Origin of the sequence: Mammaliicoccus sp. J-M41 (assembly GCF_022385935.1) — a bacterium.
GTDB classification, from domain to species: Bacteria; Bacillota; Bacilli; order Staphylococcales; family Staphylococcaceae; genus Mammaliicoccus; species Mammaliicoccus sciuri_A.
Genome location: NZ_JAJNIR010000037.1, coordinates 1 through 26,195, shown reverse-complemented (window position 1 = coordinate 26,195; position 26,195 = coordinate 1). Strand labels below are relative to the sequence as shown.

The window sequence follows — 26,195 nt, the reverse complement described above, 5'->3', positions numbered from 1 at the left end:
TAGTAAGCGATAGCGCGCTAGATTATATAAAAAATAAACTGTGAAGTAGAGTCGTACGTTCTCTACTTACACAGTTTATTTTACACTCCCATAAGTTCAGTTTGTTTTTTTATATGGATTAATATTTTCCACTAAAATCATGATTAAACTACGTTTAATCTAGGCTATTTGTGGCTCTTTTACGAGCCACATTGCCAACTTTTTAAGATTCATGGCAACACAAATAAGCGTGGTGTCCATGGAAACTTTTTTAATTCCTCTATATCTAGTCCATCTCATAATTTACATGCGGTTGATTGGCTCATATTAAATAAAGATGAAGTTGAATCATTCGTAGGTAAAGATGCACAAACAGAAGCGGAATTAATTCAATACATCGGAGAAATTAGATCCCTAGGTGTGAAGAATTTAGTTGTGACATCAGGTAAAGATAATATTATTTATGATGGTGAGGAAGGTCAACGTCAATTTGAAGTAAAAAAAGTCGAAAATGTCGTTGATGTAACAGGTGCCGGTGATGCATTTACGTCAGGTTTAATTTATGGATGGTTAAAATCATATGAAATCGACAAAATTATTGATTTGGCAAAAGCAAATGCATCTAAAACAATTCAAACAGCTTATACAGTAAGACAAGATTTAGATAAAAAACAATTAATTAAGGACATGGAGGCTTTATAATGGAAAACTATATTCAATTTTCAAAAGAAGTAGAACAAGCAAAAGAGGAAGGTAAAGCAATTGTTGCTTTAGAATCTACAATTATTTCACATGGTATGCCTTATCCTCAAAACGTAGAAATGGCACAAAAAGTAGAACAAATTGTAAGAGATAATGGTGGGGTACCTGCAACAATCGCGATTATTGATGGAAAGATTAAAATTGGATTAAACGAAGATGAATTACAATTATTAGCAAGTGCAGAAAATGTAGCAAAAGTTTCTAGAAGAGATATTGCTGAAATATTAGCAACTAAAAAAATTGGTGCAACAACAGTGGCTTCAACAATGATTTGTGCTCAATTAGCAGACATTAAATTCTTTGTAACTGGTGGTATCGGTGGTGTTCATAAAGGTGCTGAGCATACAATGGATATTTCTGCAGACTTAGATGAACTTTCAAAAACGAAAGTAGCTGTCATTTGTGCAGGTGCTAAATCAATTTTAGACTTAGACAAAACATTAGAATATTTAGAAACAAAAGGTGTACCTGTAGTTGGATACCAAACTGATGAACTTCCAGCATTCTTTACAAGAGAAAGTGGACTTAAATTAAATACAAGAATTGATGAAGTAAGTACAATTGCGAAACTTGCAGAAGTACAATGGGACTTAGGTCTAGAAACAGGTATTGTTGTCGCTAACCCGGTACCAGAAGAGGATCAATTAGAACCAAGTTTCATCAATGGTATTATTGACAAAGCAGTTGCTAAAGCTGAAGAAGAAGGTATTCACGGCAAAGATTCTACACCATTCCTATTAGGTGAAATCGTTAAGCAATCTGGCGGTAAATCATTAGAAACAAATATTAAACTTGTTGAACATAACGCTAAAATTGGTACACAAATAGCAGTTGAATACACGAACCTTCAAAAATAAAGAATAATCAGCTCAAATAATTGCATACTTATGTAATATGATTGAATTGTAAGTGGTTTTTTGATATTCTTTAATCGTATAGATAAAATTTGATTTTATACAAATTTAATATAGGTATCAGAAGGAGACAATAAAAATGGAACAAAATTCATACGTAATTATTGACGAAACGGGTATTCACGCTAGACCAGCAACAATGTTAGTTCAAACTGCATCTAAATTTGATTCAGATGTACAATTAGAATATAACGCTAAAAAAGTTAACTTAAAATCAATTATGGGTGTAATGAGCCTAGGTGTTGGTAAAGATGCTGAAATTACTATCTACGCTGAGGGTAGTGATGAGAAAGAAGCTATCGAAGCAATTACTGAAGTATTATCTAAAGAAGGATTAACTAAATAATGTCTGAATTATTAAAAGGTATAGCTGCATCTGATGGTGTGGCTATTAGTAAAGCATATTTATTAGTTGAACCTGACTTATCGTTTTCAAGCGAAAATATCAGCGATGTAGACGGCGAAGTTGAAAAGTTTAAAGCGGCTGTTAATCAATCAAAAGTTGAATTAACTCAAATTCGTAATAATGCTGAAAAACAACTTGGTGCAGATAAAGCTGCGATTTTTGATGCGCATTTATTAGTGTTAGAAGATCCAGAATTATTAAATCCAATTGAAGAAAATATTCGCAATAACAAAGTAAATGCACCTACTGCATTAAATGAAGTATCAACAAACTTCATTACAATCTTTGAAAATATGGATAATGAATACATGAAAGAACGTGCGGCAGATATTCGTGACGTTTCTAAACGTATTTTGGCACATATTTTAGGTGTAGAATTACCAAATCCTAGTATGATCAATGAAAGCGTTATTATTGTAGGTGAAGATTTAACACCATCTGACACTGCGCAACTTAACAAAGAGTTTGTTAAAGGTTTTGCGACAAATATCGGTGGAAGAACTTCACACTCAGCAATAATGAGTCGTTCATTAGAAATTCCAGCTGTTGTAGGAACTAAAGATATTACTGATCGCGTAAACCATGGTGATAGTTTAATCATTGATGGTTTATCTGGTGATGTAATCATTAACCCAACAGATGACGAAGTTCAAGCATACGAACAAAAACAGAAAAACTTCTTAGCTGAAAAAGAAGAATTAGCTAAACTAGTTAATGATGAATCTGTTTCTAAAGATGGTGTTCATGTAGAATTAGCTGCGAATATTGGTACACCTAATGACTTAGAAGGTGTTAAAAATAACGGCGCAGAAGGTGTCGGTTTATACCGTACTGAATTCTTATACATGGGTAGAGACAATATGCCTTCAGAAGAAGAACAATTTGAAGCATATAGTAAAGTCTTAAAAGAAATGGACGGCAAACGTGTTGTCGTTCGTACTTTAGACATAGGTGGAGATAAAGAATTATCTTACCTAAACTTACCTAAAGAAATGAACCCATTCTTAGGATATAGAGCGATTCGTTTATGTTTAGATCAAACTGATATCTTTAGAACACAATTAAGAGCTTTATTACGCGCTTCTGAATTTGGTAAGTTAAATATCATGTTCCCAATGATTGCAACTATCAAAGAATTTAGAGACGCTAAAGCAATCTTACTTGAAGAAAAAGAAAAATTAGTTTCTGAAGGTGTTAACGTTGCGGATGATATCGAAATCGGTATTATGGTAGAAATTCCATCTACTGCAGCACTTGCAGACATCTTCGCTAAAGAAGTTGATTTCTTCAGTATTGGTACGAATGATTTAATCCAATATACAATGGCTGCTGACCGTATGTCTGAGCGTGTTTCTTACTTATACCAACCATATAACCCTGCAATTCTTCGCTTAGTTAAGCAAGTAATTGAAGCTTCTCATAAAGAAGGTAAATGGACTGGTATGTGTGGAGAAATGGCTGGAGACAACACAGCAATTCCATTATTACTTGGATTAGGTTTAGATGAATTCTCTATGAGTGCGACAAGTATTCTAAAAGCTAGAAAACAAATCAAACAATTAGATCAAAAAGAAATGCAAGAATTAGCGAACAAAGCAATTAACTGTGCAACAGAAGAAGAAGTTGTAGAACTCGTTAATCAAATTCTTTAAAATTAAAAAACAGAGCAGTTATCTCTTAACATTAAGTAGATAACTGCTCTGTTTTTATATGTGAATGATTTTTTCAGACTTTATTGAGATTGCAAGTTGAATATCGCAATTTCAGGTGAACAAAATATTCTAATAGGAAGTCTTGTCATACCTATGCCTTGATTAACATAAAGGTATTGTCCAGTTCTAATTTGATATAAACCTTGTTTATATACTTTTCCATAAGTTGGTGTATAAATAGCGCCAATCTTAGGGAGTCGAACTTGACCACCATGTGTATGTCCAGAAAGTACTAAGTGGATGTTTGGATCTAATAATTTAACTTTATCTGGTTCATGTACGAGTCCAATTCGAAAGTCTATACGACAATTAGGTACTTGGAATGAACTGCTAAAGTTAGGTTGACCAAAACATAAATCATCAATACCATTAATCTGAATATTACCGTCAGGTGTATTGACAACGTAAGAACTGTTCAACAAGACTTCAAAACCCGATTTATTCATAATATCTAATACCGTATGAATACCGTTTGAACCGTAATCGTGGTTGCCTGGAACAAAAAACTTTCCATATTTTGATTGAACTGTACGAAATAAAGGTATAACTAGATAAGGGTCAAATGAAATTTGAGCAATATCATCAAAACAATCACCTGTGAAACAAACAATATCTGCTTCTTGCTCATTGATAAGACGTACAAGTTGATATAAATTTTCTAAATTAGAATAATAACCTAAATGCAAATCTGTTATATGAATGAGTTTCAGATTTGATTTTAAGTTTGTATCAATAGAATGTGTGGTGACTTTAATTTTAGAACTTGGAAATTGAATTTTCATTAATGAATGCCTAATGCTTTATTAAAAGATTCTATATCAACTTGATAAAAAACTTCTCCATTAATGAGAACAGTAGGTGTTGAAAAACTGTCTAGATCGATAAGTTCGTTTTTAAATTGTTTGTTTTTTATATTTTTTTCTGTAAACGGAATTTCTTTTTCATTAAAATATTGTTTTACAAATTGGCAAGGGGGACACTGGTCTTGTGTATAAATTGTAACTTCACTCATAGCTTTCACCTCAACTTTATATAGACATATTATAAATGATTTTTTAAAGCGTTCAATTATTATGTCCTATTTTGCCATTAATTTGTCATTACTTTGTAAATGTTAAACATTTCACAAATGATTAAAGTGTTGTATAATAAGATTAAATTGTGATGTATATCACAAACGTTGAATGGAGGAATATTATGGATGCAGTAGTTATAAGTCGTTTACTAACTGCTATGACATTGGGATTCCATATCATTTTTGCAACAATTGGTGTGGGAATCCCATTAATGTTTGCAATTGCTGAATTTATAGGTATTAAGAACAATAATCCTATGTATATAGCAATGGCAAAACGTTGGTCTAAAGGTTATACGATTACTGTAGCGGTCGGAGTAGTTACGGGAACAATTATTGGTCTACAATTATCATTATTGTGGCCAGCATTTATGCAATTAGGTGGGCAAGTTATTGCGCTACCATTATTTATGGAAACATTCGCCTTTTTCTTTGAGGCTATTTTCTTAAGTATTTATTTATATACGTGGGATAGATTCAAAGGTAAATGGACGCACTTTTTAATTACATTACCAGTCATTATTGGTGGTACATTCTCAGCGTTCTTTATTACATCTGTGAATTCTTTCATGAATACGCCAAATGGATTTGATTTTATCAATGGAAAATTGATGAACATTGATCCAATTGCTGCGATGTTTAATGCATCATTCGGTATTAGAGCATTTCACGTTATAGCGACTGCGTTTATGACAGCTGCATTTATTTTAGCAAGTATAGCAGCATATCGTTTGATTAAGAATAAATTTATAGACGATAAAGAATATCATAAAAAAGCTCTTAAACTTACAATGATAGTTGGTTTAATTGCGAGTTTACTTGCAATGTTAGCAGGCGATTTATCAGCTAAGTTCTTACATCAAGAACAACCTGAAAAATTAGCAGCTATGGAGTGGCATTTTGAAAGTGAATCAAAAGCAGACCTAGTATTATTTGGGGTAGTAGATGAAGATAAACAAGAAGTTAAAGGTGCTATTAAAATTCCTGGCGCTTTAAGTTTCTTATCAGATAGTAATTTTAATACTGAAGTTAAAGGATTAAACGAATTTAAGAGTGATGAAACACCACCACTTATCATTCACTATTTCTTTGATTTGATGGTATTCTTTGGTGTGTATTGTTTTGTCGTTTCAGCTTTATTTGTCGTATTAAAATGGGTGAAAAAATGGTCACAATATAGTAAACCAATCTTATATTTAGCAGTATTAACTGGACCTCTTGCAATGCTTGCAATTGAATTTGGTTGGTTCTTAGCTGAGATGGGTAGACAACCTTGGATATTAAGAGGTTACTTAAAAGTTGCAGAAGCTGCAACAAATGCTGATGGACTTGCACTTGTATTCATTGCATTCGCAATACTTTATTTAGTTCTTGGTATTTCATCAAGTTATGTACTTATTAGAATGTTTAGTCACAGCAAAGCGACTGATGATGTGAACAAAATAATAGACAGAAAGGGTGAAGTATAATGGATTATCAACATATAGGTATTACAGTGCTTTGGCTCTTTCTGTTTGGTTACATTATTATTGGTGCGATTGATTTTGGTGCAGGATTCTTCGCATTTCACGCTAAATTAACGAAGCAAGATCATATTATCAATAACTTGATTTCTAGATATTTAAACCCAGTTTGGGAAGTAACAAATGTGTTCTTCGTATTCTTCTTTGTAGGAATAGTTGGATTCTTCCCAGACTCTGCATATTATTTCGGGTCAACATTATTAATACCTGGTAGTATTGCATTAATTTTACTAACCATTCGTGGTAGCTTTTACGCATTTGAAAACTATGGACAAGATAGTAAGTTATCATGGTTATTCTTATATGGTGGAACAGGTTTACTGATTCCAGCATCATTATCAACAATTTTAACAATTGCTGAAGGTGGCTATATTAAAGAAACAAGTGATGGCGTTCACCTACAGTGGGTTGATTTATTATTAAGTCCATATGCATGGGCAGTTGTATTTTTAGCAATTATCTCAGTGTTATATATTTCATCAGGATTTTTAACATTTTATGCGAATAAAGCTAAAGATTCTGAAGCATATCATTTATTGAGACAGTGGTTCCTTATATGGGCAATTCCGATGATCATCATTTGTCAGTTCGTTTTCTTATCATTAAGACAACATAATGAAACGCATTTTAATAATGCAGTCGGTAGTTATTGGTGGTTATTCGGTTTAAGTATTATATTCTTTATCATTGCTGTTGGATTGATATACTTTAAAAAAGCACACGGCGTTGCATTTATCATGATATTATTACAATTCGGTACAGCATTCTTCGGATATGGTGTAAGTAAATTACCGTATATTTTAGATCCGTTTATCAATATTGATAAAGCAGTTGTGAACGATCAAATGGCATTAATGCTTGTAATCGTATTTATTTTAGGTTTACTTTTACTCGTGCCATCGCTTATATTATTATTAAGATTATTTATCTTTGATGCTGATTACGTTAAAGGTAAAAAATAAGATTATTATAAAGTATGGAGGCATATCATGAGTAGGGAGTATGTAGTTATAGGTTTAGGCCGATTTGGCGGAAGTATTGTAAGAGAGCTCAATGCTTTAGATATGGATGTAATGGCCATTGATGCAGATGAAGCAAGAGTGAATGAGTTCAGTGATATCGCCACACATGCAGTGATTGCAGATACAACAGATGAAGCGGTCATGAAAAGTTTAGGTATACGCAATTTCGATCATGTCATTGTTGCGATAGGTGAGAATATACAAGCAAGTACGTTGACAACATTAATTCTTAAAGAATTAGGTGTTAAAAAAGTTACTGCTAAAGCTCAGAACGATTATCACGCTAAAATTTTGAATAAAATAGGTGCGGATACTGTTGTCCATCCAGAAAGAGATATGGGTCGTCGTATCGCACATAATGTTGCTAGCGCATCTGTACTAGACTACTTAGAACTCTCTGATGAGTATTCAATTGTAGAAATTAAAGCAGGAGAAAGACTTGCTGGTAGTTCTATATTAGAATTGGATGTACGTGCAAATTACGGTATAAATATCATTGCAGTTAAAAGAGGTAAAGATATCATCGTAGCACCAGATCCAAATGAAAATATTGAATTTCATGATATATTAATCGTGATAGGTCATGACAATGATTTAAATAGATTTGAGAAAAAATTAGTAAACGAATAAAATAACACCCGTAATTTTTAGAAATTACGGGTGTTTTAATGTTTTATTTAATTTTCATGATAATTGGTAAAATCATTGGTTTACGAGCTGTTTTTTCGTATAAATAAGGTTGTAAAGCTTCAGTAATTGTAGATTTAACGTGATGCCATTCTACTTTATCATTATTGTTTAGCTTTTCAATAACAGCTTTTTTGATTAATCGTTGTGCATCGTAAATTAAATGACCTGATTCTCTCATATATACAAATCCTCTAGAGATGATATCTGGACCTGAGAGTAGTTGTTTCGTTTTGAAATCTATACTTACAACAACTATTACAAGACCTTCTTCAGAAAGGACTTTACGGTCTTTAATTACGACATTACCGATATCTCCAATTCCGCTACCATCAACAAATACATTTCCTGATGGAATACGACCAGCATATCTTGCAGAATCTTTTGTAAGTGCAAGGACATCGCCAATTTCATATACGAAGATATTATCTGGATCTACACCACAGTTCACACCAGTTTCACTATGTTTCTTAAGCATTCTATATTCACCATGAATCGGCATAAAATATTTAGGCTTAATTAAACGTAACATTAATTTTTGTTCATCTTGTGAACCGTGACCTGAAGTATGAATGTTTGATAATTTACCATGAATAACATCAGCGCCAGCTTTGTATAAAGCGTTGATTGTTCTATTTACACTCTTAGTGTTACCTGGAATAGGTGATGAACTGAATACAACTGTATCATCTGGAATAATGCTGATTTGTCTATGTGTACCATTAGCAATTCTTGATAATGCTGCCATTGGTTCACCTTGAGAACCTGTACATAAAATAAGAATTTCATGCTTAGGAACGGTATTAATTTTGTTAGGTTCAATAAATGTTTCAGGTGGTACTTTAATATAACCTAATTCTGTACCAATTTTAATATTGTTCTCCATTGAACGACCGAAGACAACGATCTTACGATTGTATTTAACGGCTGCTTCAACAGCTTGCTGAACTCTATAAATATTAGAAGCAAATGTTGCAAAAATAATTCTACCAGAACATTTACGGAAAATCTCATCGACGTTTTGTCCAACTTCCTTTTCACTTAATGTAAAGTTAGGAACTTCAGAGTTTGTAGAGTCTGATAACAAACATAATACGCCTTCTTCACCAAGTTGAGCCATTTTGGCAATATTTGCAGGTTTACCAACAGGTGTGAAATCAAATTTGAAGTCACCTGTATGAACGATTTTACCTTCTGGTGTATCTGCAATAATCCCGTATGCTTCTGGAATACTATGAGTTGTTAAATAAAATGAAATCTTGAAATGTTTAAATTCAAATTCTGAATCTTCATCAATTTCATTTAATTGAGCAGTCTTCAATAAATTGTGTTCTTCCAATTTATTTCTAATAAGACCTAAAGCAAGTGGTCCACTATAAATCGGAACATTCATTTGTTTTAATAAAAATGGGACACCACCAATATGGTCTTCGTGTCCATGAGTGATAAATAAAGCTTTCACTTTATGTTTATTTTGAATTAAGTACGTATAATCTGGTATCACGTAATCGATACCAAGAAGATCGTCATCAGGGAATTTAATACCTGCATCGATGACAATGATTTCATCTTGATATTCGAGGGCGTACGTGTTTTTACCAATTTCACCGAGACCACCCAGTGCGTATACGCCTACTTCATTTTTTTGTAAAGGCTTCATTTAGATTGTCTCCACATTAAAGTGATCTGATTTCTTTTCATATTCTAAATGAGCGCCCTCTAATTTTTGGACAAATTCGATATTGTAATTACGGTCAGATAAATATCTTCTAACTTGTTCTTCAGTTTGTCCTTCGAAATATTTTGTTTGTGTACTTTCACGTACGATTACTTCACTTTTGTCTTCTTGATAAAATACTTTAAATACTGCCATATATATAAATCCTCCTAGGTTAATTAACATAAATAAAGCCCTAGTTTTTAAGTCTAGGGTTTGTCAATTTCGAAATTTGATTCCCGTACATTTTTAAAAGTAATTATATGAAAATATATAAATACCTTTTTAATAAGTTCATTTTACATGATAATTAGAGATAAATAAAGATATTTAACTAAATCTTTCATATATATTGATTATCAACTAGAATAGAGATAAGGAGGCGATGAAAGTTGAATAAGAAATTAATATTTTTCGATATAGATGGTACAATCTATGATGAAAACAAAGAAATTCCAGAATCAACTATTGATGCGATAAAAAAATTAAAAGAAGCTGGCCATATCGTCGCAATTGCAACAGGAAGAGCACCGTATATGTTTAAAGAAGTTATTAAAGAAACAGGTATTGATACTTTTGTTTCGTTAAACGGACAAATTGTTGTATATAATGGAGAAATTATAAGTAAATATCCATTAAATAAAGAGGAACTTATGAGTTTAGTAGACAAAGCACATGCGAATAATCATCCACTAGTATTTTTCGGTGAAACAGCAGTATATGCAAATGTAGAAAGTGATAACGACATTTCTGAAAGTCTTGGAACATTAAAGATGGATTACCCAGAATATCACAATACATATTATCTTGATCACCCAGTGTATCAAGCACTTATTTTCCATGCTGATGATGAAGATGACAAGTACGATAATCAATTCAATGCATTGAAGTTCTATAGATGGCATCCACTAAGTAGAGATGTAGTGCCAAATGATCGTTCTAAAGCAGAAGGCATAAAAGAACTCAGTGATAAATTAGGATTCCCATTAAGTGAAGTAGTTGCATTCGGTGATGGACCAAATGATGTAGAAATGATCACTGAAGTAGGGTGTGGTGTAGCAATGGGGAATGCCGTTGACGCACTAAAAGAAGTTTGTGATTTTGAAACGAAACATGTAAGTGAAAATGGTATATACTATGCATGTATAGAATTAGGATTGATAGATGAATAGGATGTGAATTTTATGGATAAGGTCGAACGCATCATCAAAACAATCGATGCAGAAAAAAACAGATCTGACAAACAATTTAAAGGAATAGAATTTAATATTCGAAAAAATGAAGTTGTAATGATCTATAACTATGATGAAATGATTAATAATGTTAAACAAGATCCACATTACATTCGACATAACAAAGATCCAGAATGGTTAAGTTTGGATGAATTAACCGCTATTCAAAAAGCATTAAAAGAAAAAAATATTCATTTCATCGAACGAAGAGATGAATTTATGTAATGAACAAAATTATGAAACAGAAAAAGGGAGCGGGACAGAAATCTAATTTGTAAAAAAGGTTTCGTAGTCCCGCCCGGCAAGGATGACTAGAATTGGAAAAAGCTTGGTACAAGCGTATTTTCAATTCAGTCATCTACTGCCAAGATACTACAAGAGGCTAAGACATTACATTATGTCCCAGCCTCTTTTTTGATAAGAGAGAAAGAACGGTGATGTGCGAGTTAGGGACAGAATTCCGAGAAATGTCCGTAAGAATGGTCCGCCTAATTACCAGAATTCGAAATAATGGAAGTTAGAGCATTCTAATTACCAGAATTCAAAATAATGAAATTAAAAAGAGCGAATACCGACTGAATGGTATTCGCTCTTTTATCATCATACTTATTAATTAATTTCTACTGCATCATCGAGTGGTTTGAATGGATCTTCTTCATTAATATAGTCATAGAACATGATGCCATTTAAATGATCGATTTCGTGTTGCAATACGATTGCTGGATATCCTTTGAATCTTTTCTTAAATGGATTTCCTTCTATATCGTATGCTTGAATTGTTATTTTATAATTACGATGAACAAGTCCTGGTTTAGCTTCGTCTACACTTAAGCATCCTTCTCCGCCATTTAAATATGCTTTTTGTACGCTATGGCTTACGATTTTAGGATTGATAAGTTGAAGTTCGATTTGGTTTCCTTTTCCGTCATCTTGTATATATACAGCTAACATTTTTTTAGAAACATTGATTTGTGGAGCGGCTAGTCCTACGCCAGAACGTAATTTGTATTTTTTAGCAAGATCTTCATCTTGAGAGTTCTTTAGGAATTCCATCATTTCATTTAATGTTTCTTTGTCTTCAGTCGATACTGGTAATTCTACTTCTTCGGCTTTCTTTCTAAGAGTTTCGTGGCCGTCACGAATAATATTTTCCATCGTTATCATTTACATGCACCTTCCTCATATAAAATATTATCAAAAACTGGTCATTTTTACATCTATTATTAATTGTATAAATAAAAAAAACAGAGTAACATATTGATAGGATTAAAAGGAGGAATTACCAATGATTGGCAAGAAATTTGTAACATTAACATTAGCGACTTCAATAATTTTAACAGCATGTGGTCAATCTAAAGAATCACTTGAATCTTTTTATAACAAAGTTGAAAAAGCAAATAAAGAAGAAAAAGTTATTGTTGATTTAAATGAGAAAATGACTAAGGCAGAAAAAGATAAAGTTCAAAAAATCGAAGCATTAAATAAAGCTAAAAATGATGACTTTAAAGCAAAAGCGCAAGAATTAACTGACGGTATAAAAGATAGAGAAGAAATTGTAAAAGATGAAAAAGCTGCAATGAAGAAATCTAAGGACATTTATGATTCATCTAAAAAAGACTATAAAAATATAGAAGATGAAGAACAATTGAAAGAAGCTAAAGATTTAAAGAATGCATTAGATGAAAAGTATAAACTACATAATGAAGTAATGAATGCCTATCAAGAAGTATTAAAAACTGAAAAAGATTTATTTAGTTATCTATCAAAAGACAATGCTACACAAAAAGGTGCAAATGATCGTTCTTCTAAATTAACTGAAGTTAATAAAAAGACTGAAAAAGTTGTAACAGATTATCAAAACACTTTAAGAAAAGTACAACAAGAAAAGAAAGATGTTTCAGCTATTTTAGATAAATAATTTGTATTAGTACAGCTAATATTATGTTTTAGTACAGTTACATAAAAACCTTTAATTTGTGGGGTTTTTAAGATGTTAGTATTTTTTATTTAACAGTAAAACAGTTTTGTGTTAGAATGATTAAGAAATGATTATTTAATATAGGGAAAGGTATGGTGAATTGAATGGCTCCGAGAAAAAAAGCCCAATTCGATGCAGTAGCGACTTTAAATGAAATAGAGTCTAAGTTTGAAATGGTTCAAGTTTTAGATGAAGAAGGAAATGTCGTAAATAGTGACTTGTTACCGGACTTATCTGACGAAGAACTTGTTGAATTAATGGAAAGAATGGTTTGGACTCGTGTTCTAGATCAACGTTCTATTTCATTAAATAGACAAGGACGTTTAGGTTTCTATGCACCAACAGCTGGACAAGAAGCTTCACAATTAGCTTCACATTATGCGTTAGAGAAAGAAGACTATGTATTACCTGGTTACCGTGATGTGCCACAATTAATTTGGCATGGTTTACCATTAACAAAAGCTTTCTTATTCTCACGTGGACACTTTATTGGAAACCAATTCCCAGAAGGTGTTAATGCTTTAAGTCCACAAATTATTATCGGTGCACAGTTTATTCAAACAGCTGGTGTAGCACTAGGCCTTAAAAAACGTGGTAAGAAAAATGTTGCAATTACTTACACTGGTGATGGCGGTTCTTCACAAGGTGACTTCTATGAAGGTATCAACTTTGCTTCTGCTTACAAAGCACCTGCAATTTTCGTTATCCAAAATAACAACTATGCGATTTCAACACCTCGTGACAAACAAACAGCTGCTAAAACATTAGCTCAAAAATCAGTAGCAGTTGGTATTCCAGGTGTATTAGTAGATGGAATGGATGCATTAGCAGTATATGCAGTAACTAAACAAGCGCGTGAACGTGCAGTAAATGGTGAAGGTCCATCATTAATCGAAACATTAACTTACCGTTACGGTCCACATACAATGGCTGGTGACGATCCAACTCGTTACAGAACTTCTGATGAAGATTCTGATTGGGAAAAGAAAGATCCATTAGTACGTTTCAGAAAATATCTTGAAGCGAAAAACTTATGGTCTGAAGAAAAAGAAAACGAAGTAATGGAAAAAGCTAAAGAAGAAATTAAAACAGCTATTAAAGAGGCAGATAATACGCCTAAACAAAAAGTTACAGACTTAATGGAAAATATGTATGAAGAAATGCCTTACAATTTAGCTGAACAATATGAAATTTACAAAGAGAAGGAGTCGAAATAAGTCATGGCACAAATGACAATGATTCAAGCGATTAACAATGCGCTTCAAAACGAATTAAAAAGAGACGAAGATGTTCTATTATTCGGTGAAGACGTTGGTGTAAACGGCGGTGTATTCCGTGCAACAGAAGGTTTACAAAAAGAATTCGGTGAAGATCGTGTATTTGATACACCTCTAGCTGAATCAGGTATTGGTGGTCTAGCTTTAGGTTTAACGCTTGAAGGTTACCGTCCTGTCATGGAAATCCAATTCTTTGGTTTCGTATTTGAAGTTATGGACTCAATTGCTGGTCAAATAGCTCGTCACCGTTTCCGTTCAGGTAACTCTAAAGTGGCTCCAATCACAATCCGTGCGCCATTTGGTGGTGGTGTGCATACACCAGAATTACACGCAGACAACTTAGAAGGTTTAGTAGCACAATCTCCAGGTTTGAAAGTTGTTATTCCTTCAAACCCTTACGATGCTAAAGGATTATTAATTTCTGCAATCCGCAGTAATGACCCAGTTGTTTATTTAGAACACATGAAGTTATACCGTTCATTCCGTGAAGAAGTACCTGAAGAAGAGTACGAAGTAGAAATCGGTAAAGCTAAAGTTAAACGTGAAGGTACAGATTTAACAATCATCACTTATGGTGCAATGGTTCAAGAATCATTAAAAGCAGCTGAAGATTTAGAAAAAGATGGTTATTCAGTTGAAGTTATTGACTTAATCACTGTTCAACCATTAGATATTGAAACAATTGTTAAATCAGTAGAAAAAACAAACCGTGTAATCGTAGTTCAAGAAGCTCAAAAACAAGCAGGCGTTGGCGCAAATGTTGTAGCTGAAATTTCTGAAAGAGCTGTTCTTTCATTAGAAGCTCCTATTGCACGTGTGGCAGCTGCTGACACTATTTATCCATTCACACAAGCTGAAGGTGTTTGGTTACCAAACAAAAAAGATATCGTAGCGCAAGCTAAAGAAACATTAGAGTTTTAATGCGCATTAAAATAAGGATTTAATATTTAGGAGGAAAAAATCGTGTCATTCGAATTTAAATTACCAGATATCGGTGAAGGTATCCACGAAGGTGAAATTGTAAAATGGTTTGTTAAAGCAGGAGACGAAATTCAAGAAGACGATGTATTATGTGAAGTTCAAAATGATAAATCTGTCGTTGAAATTCCATCACCTGTTGCAGGCAAAATTGAAGAAGTTATGGTTGAAGAAGGTACAGTATCTGTTGTTGGTGATACAATTGTTAAAATTGATGCACCTGATGCAGAAGGTTTACAATTCAAAGGTCATGACGACGATGAAGAAGAAACTAAAGAAGAAGCACCAGCTGAAGAAGCTAAAGAAGAAGCAACTACTGAAACTCAATCAGAAAATGTTGATGAGTCTAAACGTGTAATTGCTATGCCTTCAGTTCGTAAATTTGCTCGTGATAACGATGTAAATATTAAAGCTGTTTCAGGTTCAGGTAAAAATGGCCGTATCTTAAAAGAAGACGTTGAAGCATACTTAAATGGTGGCGCTACTACAGAGCAACCAGCTAAAGAAGAAGCTCAAACTTCATCTGAAGATACACAAGCAGTACAATCTCCACAAGTAACAGAAGGAGAATTCCCTGAAACTCGTGAGAAAATACCAGCTATGCGTAAAGCAATTGCTAAAGCAATGGTTAACTCTAAGCATACTGCACCTCACGTAACATTAATGGATGAAATTGATGTTCAAGAATTATGGGATCACCGTAAAAAATTCAAAGAAGTTGCTGCTGAGCAAGGTACTAAATTAACATTCTTACCATATGTTGTTAAAGCATTAGTATCTGCACTTAAGAAATACCCAGCATTAAATACTGAATTTGATGAAGAAAATGGTGAAATTGTTCATAAACATTACTATAATATAGGTATAGCTGCGGATACTGATCGTGGTTTATTAGTACCAGTAGTTAAAAATGCTGATCACAAATCAATGTTCGAAATTTCTGATGAAATTAACGAATTAGCTGTTAAAGCACGTGACGGTAAACTACAAGCTAACGAAATGAAAGGCGCAACATGTACGATAAGTAATATCGGTTCAGCAGGTGGACAATGGTTTACACCAGTAATCAACCATCCTGAAGTAGCTATTTTAGGTATCGGTCGTATTGCTCAAAAACCTATCGTTAAAGATGGAGAAATTATTGCTGCACCTGTATTATCACTATCATTAAGTTTCGACCACAGACAAATTGATGGTGCTACTGGACAAAATGCAATGAACCATATTAAGAGATTATTAAATAATCCAGAATTATTATTAATGGAGGGGTAAAAATGGTAGTTGGAGATTTTCCTATTGAAACAGATACTATTGTAATTGGAGCAGGTCCTGGTGGATATGTTGCAGCAATTCGTGCAGCACAATTAGGACAAAAAGTAACAATCGTTGAAAAAGGCGAATTAGGTGGCGTATGTTTAAACGTTGGTTGTATCCCATCTAAAGCCTTATTATCAGCATCACACCGTTTCCACAATGCTCAACATTCAGAAGATATGGGTGTTGTAGCTGAGAAAGTAGCATTAAACTTCGAAAAAGTTCAAGAATTCAAAAATGGCGTTGTTAAAAAATTAACAGGCGGCGTTGCTGGATTAATGAAAGGTAACAAAATCGATGTTGTTAACGGAGAAGCATATTTTGTAGATGAAAATAACTTAAAAGTTATGACTGAAAAAGCATCTCAAACTTATACTTTCAAAAATGCTATTATCGCAACTGGTTCACGTCCAATCGAAATTCCTAATTTCAAATTTGGTAAACGTGTAATCGATTCTACAGGTGCATTATCACTTCAAGAAGTACCTAAAAAATTAGTAGTAGTAGGTGGCGGATACATTGGATCTGAGCTAGGTACTGCATATGCTAACTTTGGTTCTGAAGTAACAATCCTTGAAGGTGCTAAAGACATTTTAGGCGGATTTGAAAAGCAAATGACTCAAATCGTTAAAAAAGGTCTTAAAGCTAAAGGTGTAGAAATCGTAACAGAAGCGATGGCTAAATCAGCTGAAGAAACTGATAACGGCGTTAAAGTTACTTACGAAGCTGGCGGAGAAACAAAAGAAATCGATGCTGACTATGTATTAGTTACAGTAGGACGTCGACCAAATACTGATGAATTAGGTCTTGAAGAATTAGGTCTAAAAATGTCAGATCGTGGTTTAGTTGAAGTTGACGAACAAAGCCGTACTTCAATTAGCAATATCTATGCAATCGGTGATATCGTTGCTGGACCTCCACTTGCTCATAAAGCAAGTTACGAAGCTAAAGTTGCTGCTGAAGCAATTGCTGGTGAAAAATCAGCTGTAGATTACTTAGGTATTCCTGCAGTATGTTTCACTGAGCCAGAATTAGCTACAGTAGGTTACACAGAAGCTAGCGCTAAAGAAGAAGGATTAGAAATTAAAGCTGCTAAGTTCCCATTTGCTGCAAATGGTCGTGCATTAGCATTAAATGAAACTGCTGGTTTCGTTAAACTTATCGCTTTAAAAGAAAATGGTCTTCTAATTGGTGCACAAGTTGCTGGTACAGGCGCTTCAGATATCATTGCTGAATTAGGTTTAGCAATTGAAACAGGTATGACAGCTGAAGACGTATCATTAACAATTCATGCTCACCCAACATTAGGTGAAATTTCTATGGAAGCTGCAGAAGTAGCATTAGGAACACCTATCCATACAATGTAATCATAAAAATATAAGGCTGAGACATATTTATGTCCCAGCCTTTTTTTGTAAAGGAGTAAAAAACATGGAGTACAGTTATCCAATAGATGTGGATTGGACGCAAGAAGAGATTCTCGAAGTGATGGCTTTCTATAATCTTATAGAAGATGCATATGAAAGTGAAGCAAATAGAGAACAATTAGACCAAGCATATAAAAATTTTAAAAAAATTATTCCTGGTAAAGCTGATGAGAATAATTTTTATAAAGCTTTCAAAGAAGAAAGTGGTTATGATGGCTATAAAGTTGTTAAAGCTTTAAAAGAGAATAAAGAAGCGACAACGATTTCAGTTAAATAATATTATAAAATCCCCCAAAAAAGTGTTGAACTATAAAATGATTTCTGTTATTTTATTAAAGGTACTAAACTTAATGTTTAGTAAAAGTAAACATTACACTTTCTTGGGGGATTTATGAATATAGGAGAAAAACTTAAAAATTTAAGGTATCAAAAGAACCTAACACAAGAAGAACTTGGAGAGCGTACAGATTTATCTAAAGGATATATTTCGCAATTAGAAAGAAATTTATCTTCACCATCTATGGAGACTTTTTTGAATATTTTAGATGTATTAGGGGTTGAACCGAGTGAGTTTTTTAATGAGAAATTGTATCAAGCTCGTATACATTATCCTGAACAAGAACACACGATATATGATGAATATGATTTAGGTTACAAAATAAAATGGCTCGTTCCAGATTCCAATGAATTTGAAATGGAACCTGTAATTATCACTTTGAAAAGTGGATCTAAATATAAAGCATTTAGCCCATCAAATTCTGAAACATTTGCATATGTTAAAAAAGGATTCATAACTTTGAATATAGGGAATCAAACATATACTGCTAAAAGTGGAGAATGTTTTTATTTTAAAGCGCATGAAACGCATCAGTTTTTAAATCAATCTAGCAAAGATGCTGAAGTATTGATTGTAGCTACAGAATCGTATTTATAGGAGGTAAGGCATGAAACAACCAATCATAAAGTTCGAAGGCATTTCAAAGAACTTTAATAACACGCAAGTATTAGATGATGTCAGTTTTGAAATTGAAGAAGGTAAATTTTATACATTATTAGGTCCGTCAGGTTGTGGTAAAACAACTATTTTAAAATTGATAGCAGGATTTGAAACACCAACTAAAGGTAATATTTTGTTTAATAATAATATTATTAATAAAGTGCCAGCAAATAATAGGAAAGTTAATACTGTGTTCCAAGATTACGCATTATTTCCTCATTTAAATGTATACGACAATGTAGCATTTGGACTAAAAATAAAAAAGTTAAATAAAAAAGATATTCAAACTAAAGTAAAAGAAGCATTAAAATTAGTAAAACTTGAAGGATATGAACAACGTAAAATCACTGAAATGAGTGGTGGGCAAAAGCAACGTGTTGCGATTGCTAGAGCAATTGCGAATGAACCTGAAATTATCTTGCTTGATGAACCATTATCAGCTTTAGACTTAAAGTTAAGAACGGAAATGCAATATGAATTACGTGAATTGCAACAACGACTAGGTATTACGTTTATATTTGTTACACATGACCAAGAAGAAGCATTAGCAATGAGTGATTACATATTTGTTATGAAAGACGGTAAAATTCAACAAAGTGGTACGCCTGTCGACATATATGACGAACCTGTTAATAAATTCGTAGCTGATTTCATTGGAGAATCTAATATCGTTACAGGTGTTATGAAACGGGATTATGTTGTTGAAATGTACGGTATTCCATATGAATGTGTAGATGCTGGATTTGAGAAAGATGCTAAAGTTGACGTCGTGATTCGTCCAGAAGATATCACGATTAAATCAGAGAATGAAGGTCGTATCTCTGCAGTAGTTGACTCTCAATTATTTAGAGGTGTTCATTATGAAATTTGTTGTTATGATGCGCAAGGAAATGAATGGATTATCCAAACGACGAAAAAAGCAACAATCGGTGAAACAGTAGGACTTGATTTTGATTCAGAAGCGATTCATATTATGTTGCCAGGTGAAACTGAAGAAGAATTTGATCGTCGAATTGAAAGCTATGAGGATGAGGAACATGCATAAAATAAAATCATTATTACTCGTACCTTACATGATATGGATAGTATTATTTATTATCGTTCCGATTGCTATGATTTTCTATGCATCATTACTTGATATTCATGGACACTTTTCATTCGAGAATTACAGAAACTTTTTTACAAGTAGTTATTTAGAAATGACTTTAAGTTCAGCTTGGTATGCATTAGTTATTACTTTCTTTTGTTTATTAATTAGTTATCCTTTAGCGTTAACACTAAGAAATGCGAAACATAAAGATATATTATTATTGCTTGTTATATTGCCAACTTGGATTAACTTGTTACTTAAAACGTATGCTTTTATTGGTATTCTTAGTCATGATGGTTTATTAAATAAAATCTTAAGTATATTTCACGTACCATCAACAGAATTATTATTTACAAGTACAGCGTTTATCATTGTTTCGGTTTATATTTATATTCCGTTTATGCTGTTACCAATCTTTAATTCAATGGATGAAATACCAGAGAATTTATTACAAGCTTCAAGAGATTTAGGTGCAAATAGTTTTACAACATTTAAAAATGTAATCGTGCCTTTAACATTAGAAGGTGTGAAAACGGGTATTCAAATTACATTTATACCCGCATTATCATTATTTATGATTACACGTTTAATCGCAGGTAATAAAGTTGTTAACTTAGGTACAGCAATTCAAGAACAGTTTTTAGTTACACAAAATTATGGTATGGGTTCTACAATAGCTGTGTTCTTAATATTAGCTATGGCACTTATACTTATTATTACGAAATCTAAATCAGAGAATAAGGAGGTATAGTATGAAATTAACAGGAAAAATTTATTTTACAATCATACTTATATTTCTATACTTGCCTATCTTTTTCTTAATATTTTATTCATTTAACGGTGCAGGTAACATGACGCACTTTAAAGGCTTTACTTTTGATCATTACACATCAGTGTTTCAAAATAAACGCTTGTTAGTGATTATTGTGAATACCATTGCGATTGCATTGTTGGCCGCGAGTATTTCTACTTTAATCGGAATATGTGGCGCGATAGGTATTTATTACTTAAGAAATAAAAAATTAAAAGTCGGATTATTAACATTGAATAATATCTTAATGGTAAGTTCTGATGTTGTAATCGGATCATCATTTTTACTGTTATTTACTGTTATTGGTCACTATACAGGTATGGGGCTTGGTTTCTGGTCAGTATTAATATCTCATATAGCATTTTGTGTACCAATAGTCGTGCTTTTAGTACTTCCTAAGCTATATGATATGAATACATCTATGATTGACGCTGCTAAAGATTTAGGTGCAACTTCATGGCAAACACTTATTAAAGTTGTGATACCTCATATTCTACCTGGTGCAATTGGTGGATTCTTTATGGCACTTACGTACTCGTTAGATGATTTTACAGTGAGCTTTTTTGTGACAGGTAGTGGCTTTAGCGTATTATCTGTTGAAGTATATTCAATGGCTAGAAAAGGTATTACGATGGAAATCAATGCGATTTCTACATTACTATTTGCGTTAGTCATGATACTGATTTTAGGATATTATTTCTTAAAAAGAAGCCAACAAAAAAGACTTGAAAAAAGAGGGGGCATTATAAGATGAAACAATTAATACAGTTAGTCGGCATCTCAATTGTTGTAGGGGCATTGTTAATGTTATCTACTAAATTAATTGATCCGCCTCCTTCTAAAGGAAAAAAGAATGTCATTTATGTATATAACTGGGGAGAATATATTGACCCAGATTTAACGAAAAAATTTGAAAAACGAACAGGTATTAAAGTCGTATACGAAACGTTTGATTCAAATGAAGCGATGATGGCTAAAATTAAAAACGGTGGTACAGCATATGATGTTGCAGTGCCAAGTGAGTATACTGTTGAAAAAATGAAAAAAGAAAAGTTATTAATACCAATTGATCATAAAAAAGTACCGAATTTAAAAAATATTGATAAAGATTTTATGAATCTACCATTTGATTCAGGAAATAAATACTCCGTACCTTATTTTTGGGGAACAGTAGGTATTTTGTACAATCCTGAAACAATGAAAGGTATCAATTTTAACACATGGAATAGTCTTTGGGATAAGCGTCTTAAAGATGATGTATTAATTGTTGATGGATCAAGAGAAGGTATAGGATTTGCATTAAATAGTATGAATGAAAGTTTAAATGAAACAAATAAACAAAAACTGAAAAAAGCACAAGATAAATTAATTAAGTTATCACCTAATGTTCGAGGTGTTGTAGGCGATGAAATTAATACAATGATGGTTCAGAATGAATCGGATGTAGCCGTTGTTTGGAGTGGTATGGCAGCTGATATCATGACTGAAAATGATAAATTAGATTTTGTCGTACCTAAAGAAGGTTCAAACTTATGGTTTGATAATATCGTTATACCTAAGACAGCACAGAATGTTGATGGCGCACATAAATTTATTAACTTCTTATTAGAAGAGAAGAATGGAAAGCAAAATGCAGAATGGGTTGGATATGCAACGCCAAACAAAGCTTCTTATAATCTTTTAGATAAGAGTGTTAGAGAAGATGAGCGTTTCTATCCTGATTCTTCAGTAAGAAATAAACTTGAAGTTTATGAAGATTTAGGAAAAGAAAATATAGTAGCGTATAATGAAGCCTTTTTAAAATTTAAAATGTCGCTTAATTAGTCATTATAAAGGGTCTTTGTGAGAAACAAAGCCCTTTTTTTGTTATAATTAAAACCAATTCATTATTAGGAGGTAAACATGATGAATTCATATGTAGAACATGTGAGACAGCCAGTTGGTAGAGGTGTAGAAAAATTTCTCGGCTGGTTTGCTTGGATTATCTTATTGGGCATAACAGCTTTATCTTTATTTGCTGCACTTGTCGTATTAAATAATCCAGAAAATATAAATAGGCTAGAAACTTTAATTAATAGACTAAATATTAATATTACAACTAATGGACAATTAATGTCTGCTAGTGAAGTAGCACTCAATATTCAAAATGGTATTTGGTTATTTATAATTTATTTGATTATTGTTTTAATATTTTCATTTATTGGTTTAGTTTTAATGAGATGGAGAATATTTTCTGCTTTTGTATTTTTACTTTTAGCAATTATTACAATTCCATTATTTATTGTGCTTGTACCATTATTCTTCTTTATTGTATGTATTTTATTATTCGTAAGAAAAGATAAAATATTACCAGTTCAAGGTATGGCACCACAACAACCTTATTATGAAAATCAACGCGAAAATATTCCACCACAGCCTAGAGAACGTCAACGAGTTGAACCTAAACAGCAATATAGAGAAGAACATGTAGAAGAACCACTACAAGAGAAAGAGCGTTCGGCACAAGTTGACTCAGTAGAACAAACTGAAACGACTCATAGTGAGGAAGTACTTTCTCGTAGTAAAAAGCATCAAAATAAAAAACAAAGAAATCAGCAAGAAGAAACAAATGTTGAAAACTTAGATGATGCAGATCAGTCCGATATTGATCAACAAGAGAATATTGGTCAAAGACATGAAGATCCATACAATTATGAAACAACACAATCAGATGAGTATCAAGTTCAACCTGATAAACTGAAAAAAGAAAAGAAACCTAAAAAAGTAAAACCTAATGCAACAATTGAAAGAAGAAAGAATTACGAAAAAAGAATGCAACAACAGAAAAAATATTTTGAAGAAAAAAATAAAGACGAACAAAATATAGAAAAAAACGATCATAAACTTGATAAATAAAATTCAGATTGAGATAATGATAATTGACAAATTTTAGGAGGGTTTAAATGAAAAGAACAACAGAATATATATTACTTGTCGTAGGTGCTGTGTTTTCATTAATTGGAATTGTAATGGCATTTATAACGAAATCTTTTTCAAATACTGCTGAATTTAAAATGGAATTTGAGCGACAAATGCAAAATAATCCAGATTTGCAAAATGAAGTGTCTGTGGATGAATTATCATCGGTTATGAGTGGTTTAATAAATTATGCGCTTGTTATTCTAATCATCAGTATTATATTAGCGATAGTGGCATTAGTATTTGTAAAAAAACAAAGAATTTTATCTGGTATATCAGCTATACTTGGTGGTCTTGTTTCAATACTTATCTTTAACATTATTTCATTCCTTGTATTAATTATTGCAGGTATTATGTTATTAGTGAGAAAAGAAAAAAATCATCAATTTGAAGATGTGAATTTCCAAAATGACCATAATCATTTAGACGATAACAATCATCAACAAAGTCAGTTTAATTCAGAAGATAAAAAGAAAAAAGATGACGACCCATATATTTATTAATTAATAAAACAACAGCCCTTCAGAATTGAACTGAAGGGCTGTTGTTTTAAGTATTAACTATAAAATTTAATTAATTCTTCAAATGTTTCATCTAAAAATGCAGTAAATGATTTATCTGTTTTTAATACATCAGACTTAGGATCTAAAGTACGTGCTACGAAGAACTCAGCTTTTTTTATATCTTTTAATCTCTTTATATGATGTTTCAAATCTTCTGTAGATAATGAATCAATAGGAGATTTATCAATATTATAATGATCAAAACATAATGAATAATCACTAGGTAAGTCTTCTAATAAGTTAAAGTTTTTATTTAAAAAGTCAGCCATTTGACCTTTATTTTTATTTTCATGCATAACACCAAACATTATAAATAATTGTGATTCAAATAAACCAATTTGAAAATGTGGTAACATTTTATATCCACGTTGATTAGTTGCAAATGCTACCCAAGTATCTTTAGGGGGATTAACAGTTCTTCTCGCATGTTTTGCAACATGGTAATGGAATGTATCTCCAGTTTGTTCAGTTAAATATTTTGTATATCTTTCACCTAAAGCATGTAATTGTGGTCTTACTTGTTCGTCTAGTGCTTGCATCCTATTTTCTAAACCTTCAACACTAAAAACTTTAAAATCTTTTTGTTTAAACGTATACTTAGTCATAGTTGTCCTCCTTATAACTGTGGTACTTAACAATATTTTATCATAAATTTTTTTGAATATATAAAGAACAATGCTAATATAAAAATAACATAGGAGGTTTTGTCATGGAAATATACAAATTTGCTTATCAAATAATACAAGAAGCGGGTCAAATTATTCGTGATTCAATAGATGACGATATTCAAATAGAAACAAAGTCAAATCCTAATGATTTAGTGACAAATATAGATAAAGAAACAGAAGAAAGATTATTTAATCAAATTAAATCTACATATCCAGAACATCGTATTTTAGGAGAAGAAGGTCACGGCACAGATATTGATAATACAGAGGGCGTCTTATGGATTGTTGACCCAATAGATGGCACGCTAAACTTTGTACATCAACAAGAGAATTTTGCCATTTCAATCGGTATTTTTATTGATGGCGAAAAATATGCAGGATTTGTATATGATGTCATGAACGATAAAATGTACCACGCCATAGCTGGTAAAGGGGCATGGTTAAATAATGAACAACTTAAACCATTAGAAGATACTGATTTGAAGACCAGTTTAATTTCAACAAATCCATTATGGTTAACAAAAGAAAAATTAGCTAAAATCTATATGCCGATTGTTGATCAAGCAAGAAGTACAAGAGCATACGGATCAGCAGCATTAGACTTTGCTAACGTTGCAAAAGGCAATACAAGTGCGTATTTAACAATGCGATTACATCCATGGGACTTTGCAGGAGGCTTAATAATTGCAGAAGAAGTAGGCGCAGTTGTAACAAACCAATTAGGAGAACACTTAAATATATTAGAAGCCAATTCAATACTAATAGGCAATAAAAAAATTCACCAAGAACTATTGAATGAATACTTCTTACCATATAAGACAATGTTAGAACAAATTCATACAGAAAGATTTAAAGGAAAATAGGAAGTGGGCTTAAACAATTATTGTTTAAGCCTCAGACTGTGGACAAACTGAACTTAAATTTATAAGTTCAGTTTGTTTTTTTATATGGATTAATATTTTCCACTAAAATCATGATTAAACTACGTTTAATCTAGGCTATTTGTGGCTCTTTTACGAGCCACATTGCCAACTTTTTAAGATTCATGGCAGCACAAATAAGCGTGGTGTCCATGGAAACTTTTTTAATTCCTCTATATCTAGTC

The 26,195-nt window shown here is 32.4% G+C and carries 30 protein-coding genes and 1 pseudogene; 23 read left to right on the top strand and 8 right to left on the bottom strand.

Annotated features, from left to right (window positions below):
- Positions 1-159 precede the first annotated feature (159 nt).
- Positions 160-279, bottom strand: a pseudogene (locus tag LQ686_RS11810) (transposase); the annotation flags it as partial.
- Here LQ686_RS11810 and LQ686_RS11805 point away from each other — a divergent pair.
- The 4 genes from LQ686_RS11805 to ptsP all read left to right on the top strand — a co-directional run bounded on the left by LQ686_RS11805 (position 262) and on the right by ptsP (position 3,713).
- On the top strand, positions 262-681 hold the full coding sequence (locus LQ686_RS11805; RefSeq protein ID WP_239733350.1) for a PfkB family carbohydrate kinase: 420 nt from the start codon (positions 262-264) through the stop codon (positions 679-681). The pseudogene LQ686_RS11810 and the gene LQ686_RS11805 overlap by 18 nt on opposite strands.
- Positions 681-1,598, top strand: coding sequence for a pseudouridine-5'-phosphate glycosidase (locus LQ686_RS11800; protein WP_119593914.1), 918 nt, complete (start codon positions 681-683; stop codon positions 1,596-1,598). The genes LQ686_RS11805 and LQ686_RS11800 overlap by 1 nt, the downstream gene beginning before the upstream one ends.
- Positions 1,599-1,734: 136 nt before the next feature.
- A complete protein-coding gene (locus LQ686_RS11795; RefSeq protein WP_016912884.1) occupies positions 1,735-2,001 on the top strand; it encodes a phosphocarrier protein HPr in 267 nt (88 codons plus the stop codon).
- On the top strand, positions 2,001-3,713 hold the full coding sequence (ptsP, locus tag LQ686_RS11790; protein ID WP_107596956.1) for a phosphoenolpyruvate--protein phosphotransferase: 1,713 nt from the start codon (positions 2,001-2,003) through the stop codon (positions 3,711-3,713). Before LQ686_RS11795 ends, ptsP begins: the two co-directional genes overlap by 1 nt.
- An 80-nt stretch (positions 3,714-3,793) precedes the next feature.
- Here ptsP and LQ686_RS11785 read toward each other — a convergent pair whose 3' ends face one another.
- Positions 3,794-4,555, bottom strand: coding sequence for a metallophosphoesterase (locus LQ686_RS11785; protein ID WP_107565765.1), 762 nt, complete (start codon positions 4,553-4,555; stop codon positions 3,794-3,796).
- Positions 4,555-4,785 (bottom strand): glutaredoxin family protein, encoded by a 231-nt coding sequence (locus LQ686_RS11780; protein WP_107565766.1) that lies wholly within the window; start codon positions 4,783-4,785, stop codon positions 4,555-4,557. The genes LQ686_RS11785 and LQ686_RS11780 overlap by 1 nt, the downstream gene beginning before the upstream one ends.
- 185 nt (positions 4,786-4,970) lie before the next feature.
- On the opposite strand from LQ686_RS11780, the gene LQ686_RS11775 reads away from it, so the two are divergent.
- Genes LQ686_RS11775 through LQ686_RS11765 form a run of 3 tightly spaced genes read left to right on the top strand, consistent with a single transcriptional unit; the run spans position 4,971 to position 8,023 of the window.
- Positions 4,971-6,317 (top strand): cytochrome ubiquinol oxidase subunit I, encoded by a 1,347-nt coding sequence (locus LQ686_RS11775; protein ID WP_037587409.1) that lies wholly within the window; start codon positions 4,971-4,973, stop codon positions 6,315-6,317.
- Positions 6,317-7,333, top strand: coding sequence for a cytochrome d ubiquinol oxidase subunit II (locus LQ686_RS11770; protein ID WP_037587410.1), 1,017 nt, complete (start codon positions 6,317-6,319; stop codon positions 7,331-7,333). Before LQ686_RS11775 ends, LQ686_RS11770 begins: the two co-directional genes overlap by 1 nt.
- A 27-nt stretch (positions 7,334-7,360) precedes the next feature.
- Entirely contained in the window at positions 7,361-8,023 is a 663-nt protein-coding gene (locus LQ686_RS11765; protein ID WP_025905183.1) for a potassium channel family protein, read from the top strand.
- Between the two features lie 43 nt (positions 8,024-8,066).
- Here LQ686_RS11765 and rnjA read toward each other — a convergent pair whose 3' ends face one another.
- Together rnjA and LQ686_RS11755 are read right to left on the bottom strand one after the other, a co-directional pair.
- Positions 8,067-9,740, bottom strand: coding sequence for a ribonuclease J1 (gene rnjA / locus LQ686_RS11760; RefSeq protein ID WP_107565767.1), 1,674 nt, complete (start codon positions 9,738-9,740; stop codon positions 8,067-8,069).
- Entirely contained in the window at positions 9,741-9,953 is a 213-nt protein-coding gene (locus LQ686_RS11755) for a DNA-dependent RNA polymerase subunit epsilon (RefSeq protein ID WP_025905181.1), read from the bottom strand.
- A gap of 236 nt (positions 9,954-10,189) precedes the next feature.
- Between LQ686_RS11755 and LQ686_RS11750 the strand changes: the two genes are divergently transcribed.
- Complete coding sequence (locus tag LQ686_RS11750) at positions 10,190-10,969, top strand: Cof-type HAD-IIB family hydrolase (protein ID WP_107596823.1); 780 nt, start codon at positions 10,190-10,192, stop codon at positions 10,967-10,969.
- A 12-nt stretch (positions 10,970-10,981) separates the two neighbouring features.
- The gene (locus tag LQ686_RS11745; protein WP_025905179.1) at positions 10,982-11,254 is read left to right on the top strand and encodes a hypothetical protein; all 273 of its coding nucleotides are present in this window, start codon (positions 10,982-10,984) and stop codon (positions 11,252-11,254) included.
- 384 nt (positions 11,255-11,638) lie between these two features.
- Here the strand turns inward: LQ686_RS11745 and def are convergent, their stop codons facing one another.
- Positions 11,639-12,193 carry a peptide deformylase gene (gene def / locus LQ686_RS11740; protein WP_025905178.1) on the bottom strand — a complete coding sequence of 185 codons (555 nt, stop codon included), beginning with the start codon at positions 12,191-12,193 and terminating at the stop codon, positions 11,639-11,641.
- Between the two features lie 121 nt (positions 12,194-12,314).
- Between def and LQ686_RS11735 the strand changes: the two genes are divergently transcribed.
- The 13 genes from LQ686_RS11735 (at position 12,315) to LQ686_RS11675 (ending at position 24,362) form a co-directional block, all read left to right on the top strand.
- A complete protein-coding gene (locus tag LQ686_RS11735; RefSeq protein ID WP_103360508.1) occupies positions 12,315-12,947 on the top strand; it encodes a YkyA family protein in 633 nt (210 codons plus the stop codon).
- 164 nt (positions 12,948-13,111) lie between these two features.
- Positions 13,112-14,224, top strand: a complete 1,113-nt coding sequence (gene pdhA, locus LQ686_RS11730) for a pyruvate dehydrogenase (acetyl-transferring) E1 component subunit alpha (RefSeq protein ID WP_025905176.1) — start codon at positions 13,112-13,114, stop codon at positions 14,222-14,224.
- Positions 14,225-14,227: 3 nt separating this feature from the next.
- Entirely contained in the window at positions 14,228-15,205 is a 978-nt protein-coding gene (locus tag LQ686_RS11725; protein WP_025905175.1) for an alpha-ketoacid dehydrogenase subunit beta, read from the top strand.
- Positions 15,206-15,247: 42 nt separating this feature from the next.
- A complete protein-coding gene (locus tag LQ686_RS11720; RefSeq protein ID WP_107596824.1) occupies positions 15,248-16,534 on the top strand; it encodes a dihydrolipoamide acetyltransferase family protein in 1,287 nt (428 codons plus the stop codon).
- Between the two features lie 2 nt (positions 16,535-16,536).
- Positions 16,537-17,943, top strand: coding sequence for a dihydrolipoyl dehydrogenase (lpdA, locus tag LQ686_RS11715; RefSeq protein WP_025905173.1), 1,407 nt, complete (start codon positions 16,537-16,539; stop codon positions 17,941-17,943).
- Between the two features lie 64 nt (positions 17,944-18,007).
- Positions 18,008-18,280, top strand: coding sequence for a UPF0223 family protein (locus LQ686_RS11710; protein WP_103360510.1), 273 nt, complete (start codon positions 18,008-18,010; stop codon positions 18,278-18,280).
- Positions 18,281-18,394: 114 nt separating this feature from the next.
- On the top strand, positions 18,395-18,937 hold the full coding sequence (locus LQ686_RS11705) for a helix-turn-helix domain-containing protein (protein ID WP_025905171.1): 543 nt from the start codon (positions 18,395-18,397) through the stop codon (positions 18,935-18,937).
- A gap of 10 nt (positions 18,938-18,947) precedes the next feature.
- Positions 18,948-20,045, top strand: coding sequence for an ABC transporter ATP-binding protein (locus tag LQ686_RS11700; RefSeq protein ID WP_107565771.1), 1,098 nt, complete (start codon positions 18,948-18,950; stop codon positions 20,043-20,045).
- Positions 20,038-20,841, top strand: a complete 804-nt coding sequence (locus tag LQ686_RS11695; protein WP_107565772.1) for an ABC transporter permease — start codon at positions 20,038-20,040, stop codon at positions 20,839-20,841. Before LQ686_RS11700 ends, LQ686_RS11695 begins: the two co-directional genes overlap by 8 nt.
- A gap of 1 nt (position 20,842) precedes the next feature.
- Positions 20,843-21,655 (top strand): ABC transporter permease, encoded by an 813-nt coding sequence (locus LQ686_RS11690; protein WP_025905168.1) that lies wholly within the window; start codon positions 20,843-20,845, stop codon positions 21,653-21,655.
- Positions 21,652-22,725 carry an ABC transporter substrate-binding protein gene (locus LQ686_RS11685; RefSeq protein ID WP_107596825.1) on the top strand — a complete coding sequence of 358 codons (1,074 nt, stop codon included), beginning with the start codon at positions 21,652-21,654 and terminating at the stop codon, positions 22,723-22,725. The genes LQ686_RS11690 and LQ686_RS11685 overlap by 4 nt, the downstream gene beginning before the upstream one ends.
- Positions 22,726-22,803: 78 nt before the next feature.
- On the top strand, positions 22,804-23,796 hold the full coding sequence (locus LQ686_RS11680) for a DUF4064 domain-containing protein (RefSeq protein ID WP_107565774.1): 993 nt from the start codon (positions 22,804-22,806) through the stop codon (positions 23,794-23,796).
- Between the two features lie 47 nt (positions 23,797-23,843).
- Positions 23,844-24,362 carry a DUF4064 domain-containing protein gene (locus LQ686_RS11675; protein ID WP_107565775.1) on the top strand — a complete coding sequence of 173 codons (519 nt, stop codon included), beginning with the start codon at positions 23,844-23,846 and terminating at the stop codon, positions 24,360-24,362.
- Between the two features lie 53 nt (positions 24,363-24,415).
- Here the strand turns inward: LQ686_RS11675 and LQ686_RS11670 are convergent, their stop codons facing one another.
- Entirely contained in the window at positions 24,416-25,027 is a 612-nt protein-coding gene (locus tag LQ686_RS11670; protein ID WP_107565776.1) for a YktB family protein, read from the bottom strand.
- A 104-nt stretch (positions 25,028-25,131) separates the two neighbouring features.
- Between LQ686_RS11670 and LQ686_RS11665 the strand changes: the two genes are divergently transcribed.
- The gene (locus tag LQ686_RS11665) at positions 25,132-25,953 is read left to right on the top strand and encodes an inositol monophosphatase family protein (protein ID WP_025905163.1); all 822 of its coding nucleotides are present in this window, start codon (positions 25,132-25,134) and stop codon (positions 25,951-25,953) included.
- Between the two features lie 130 nt (positions 25,954-26,083).
- On the opposite strand, the gene LQ686_RS11660 is transcribed toward LQ686_RS11665, so the two are convergent.
- A partial coding sequence (locus tag LQ686_RS11660; protein ID WP_239733349.1) for a transposase occupies positions 26,084-26,195 on the bottom strand: 112 nt, incomplete at its 5' end.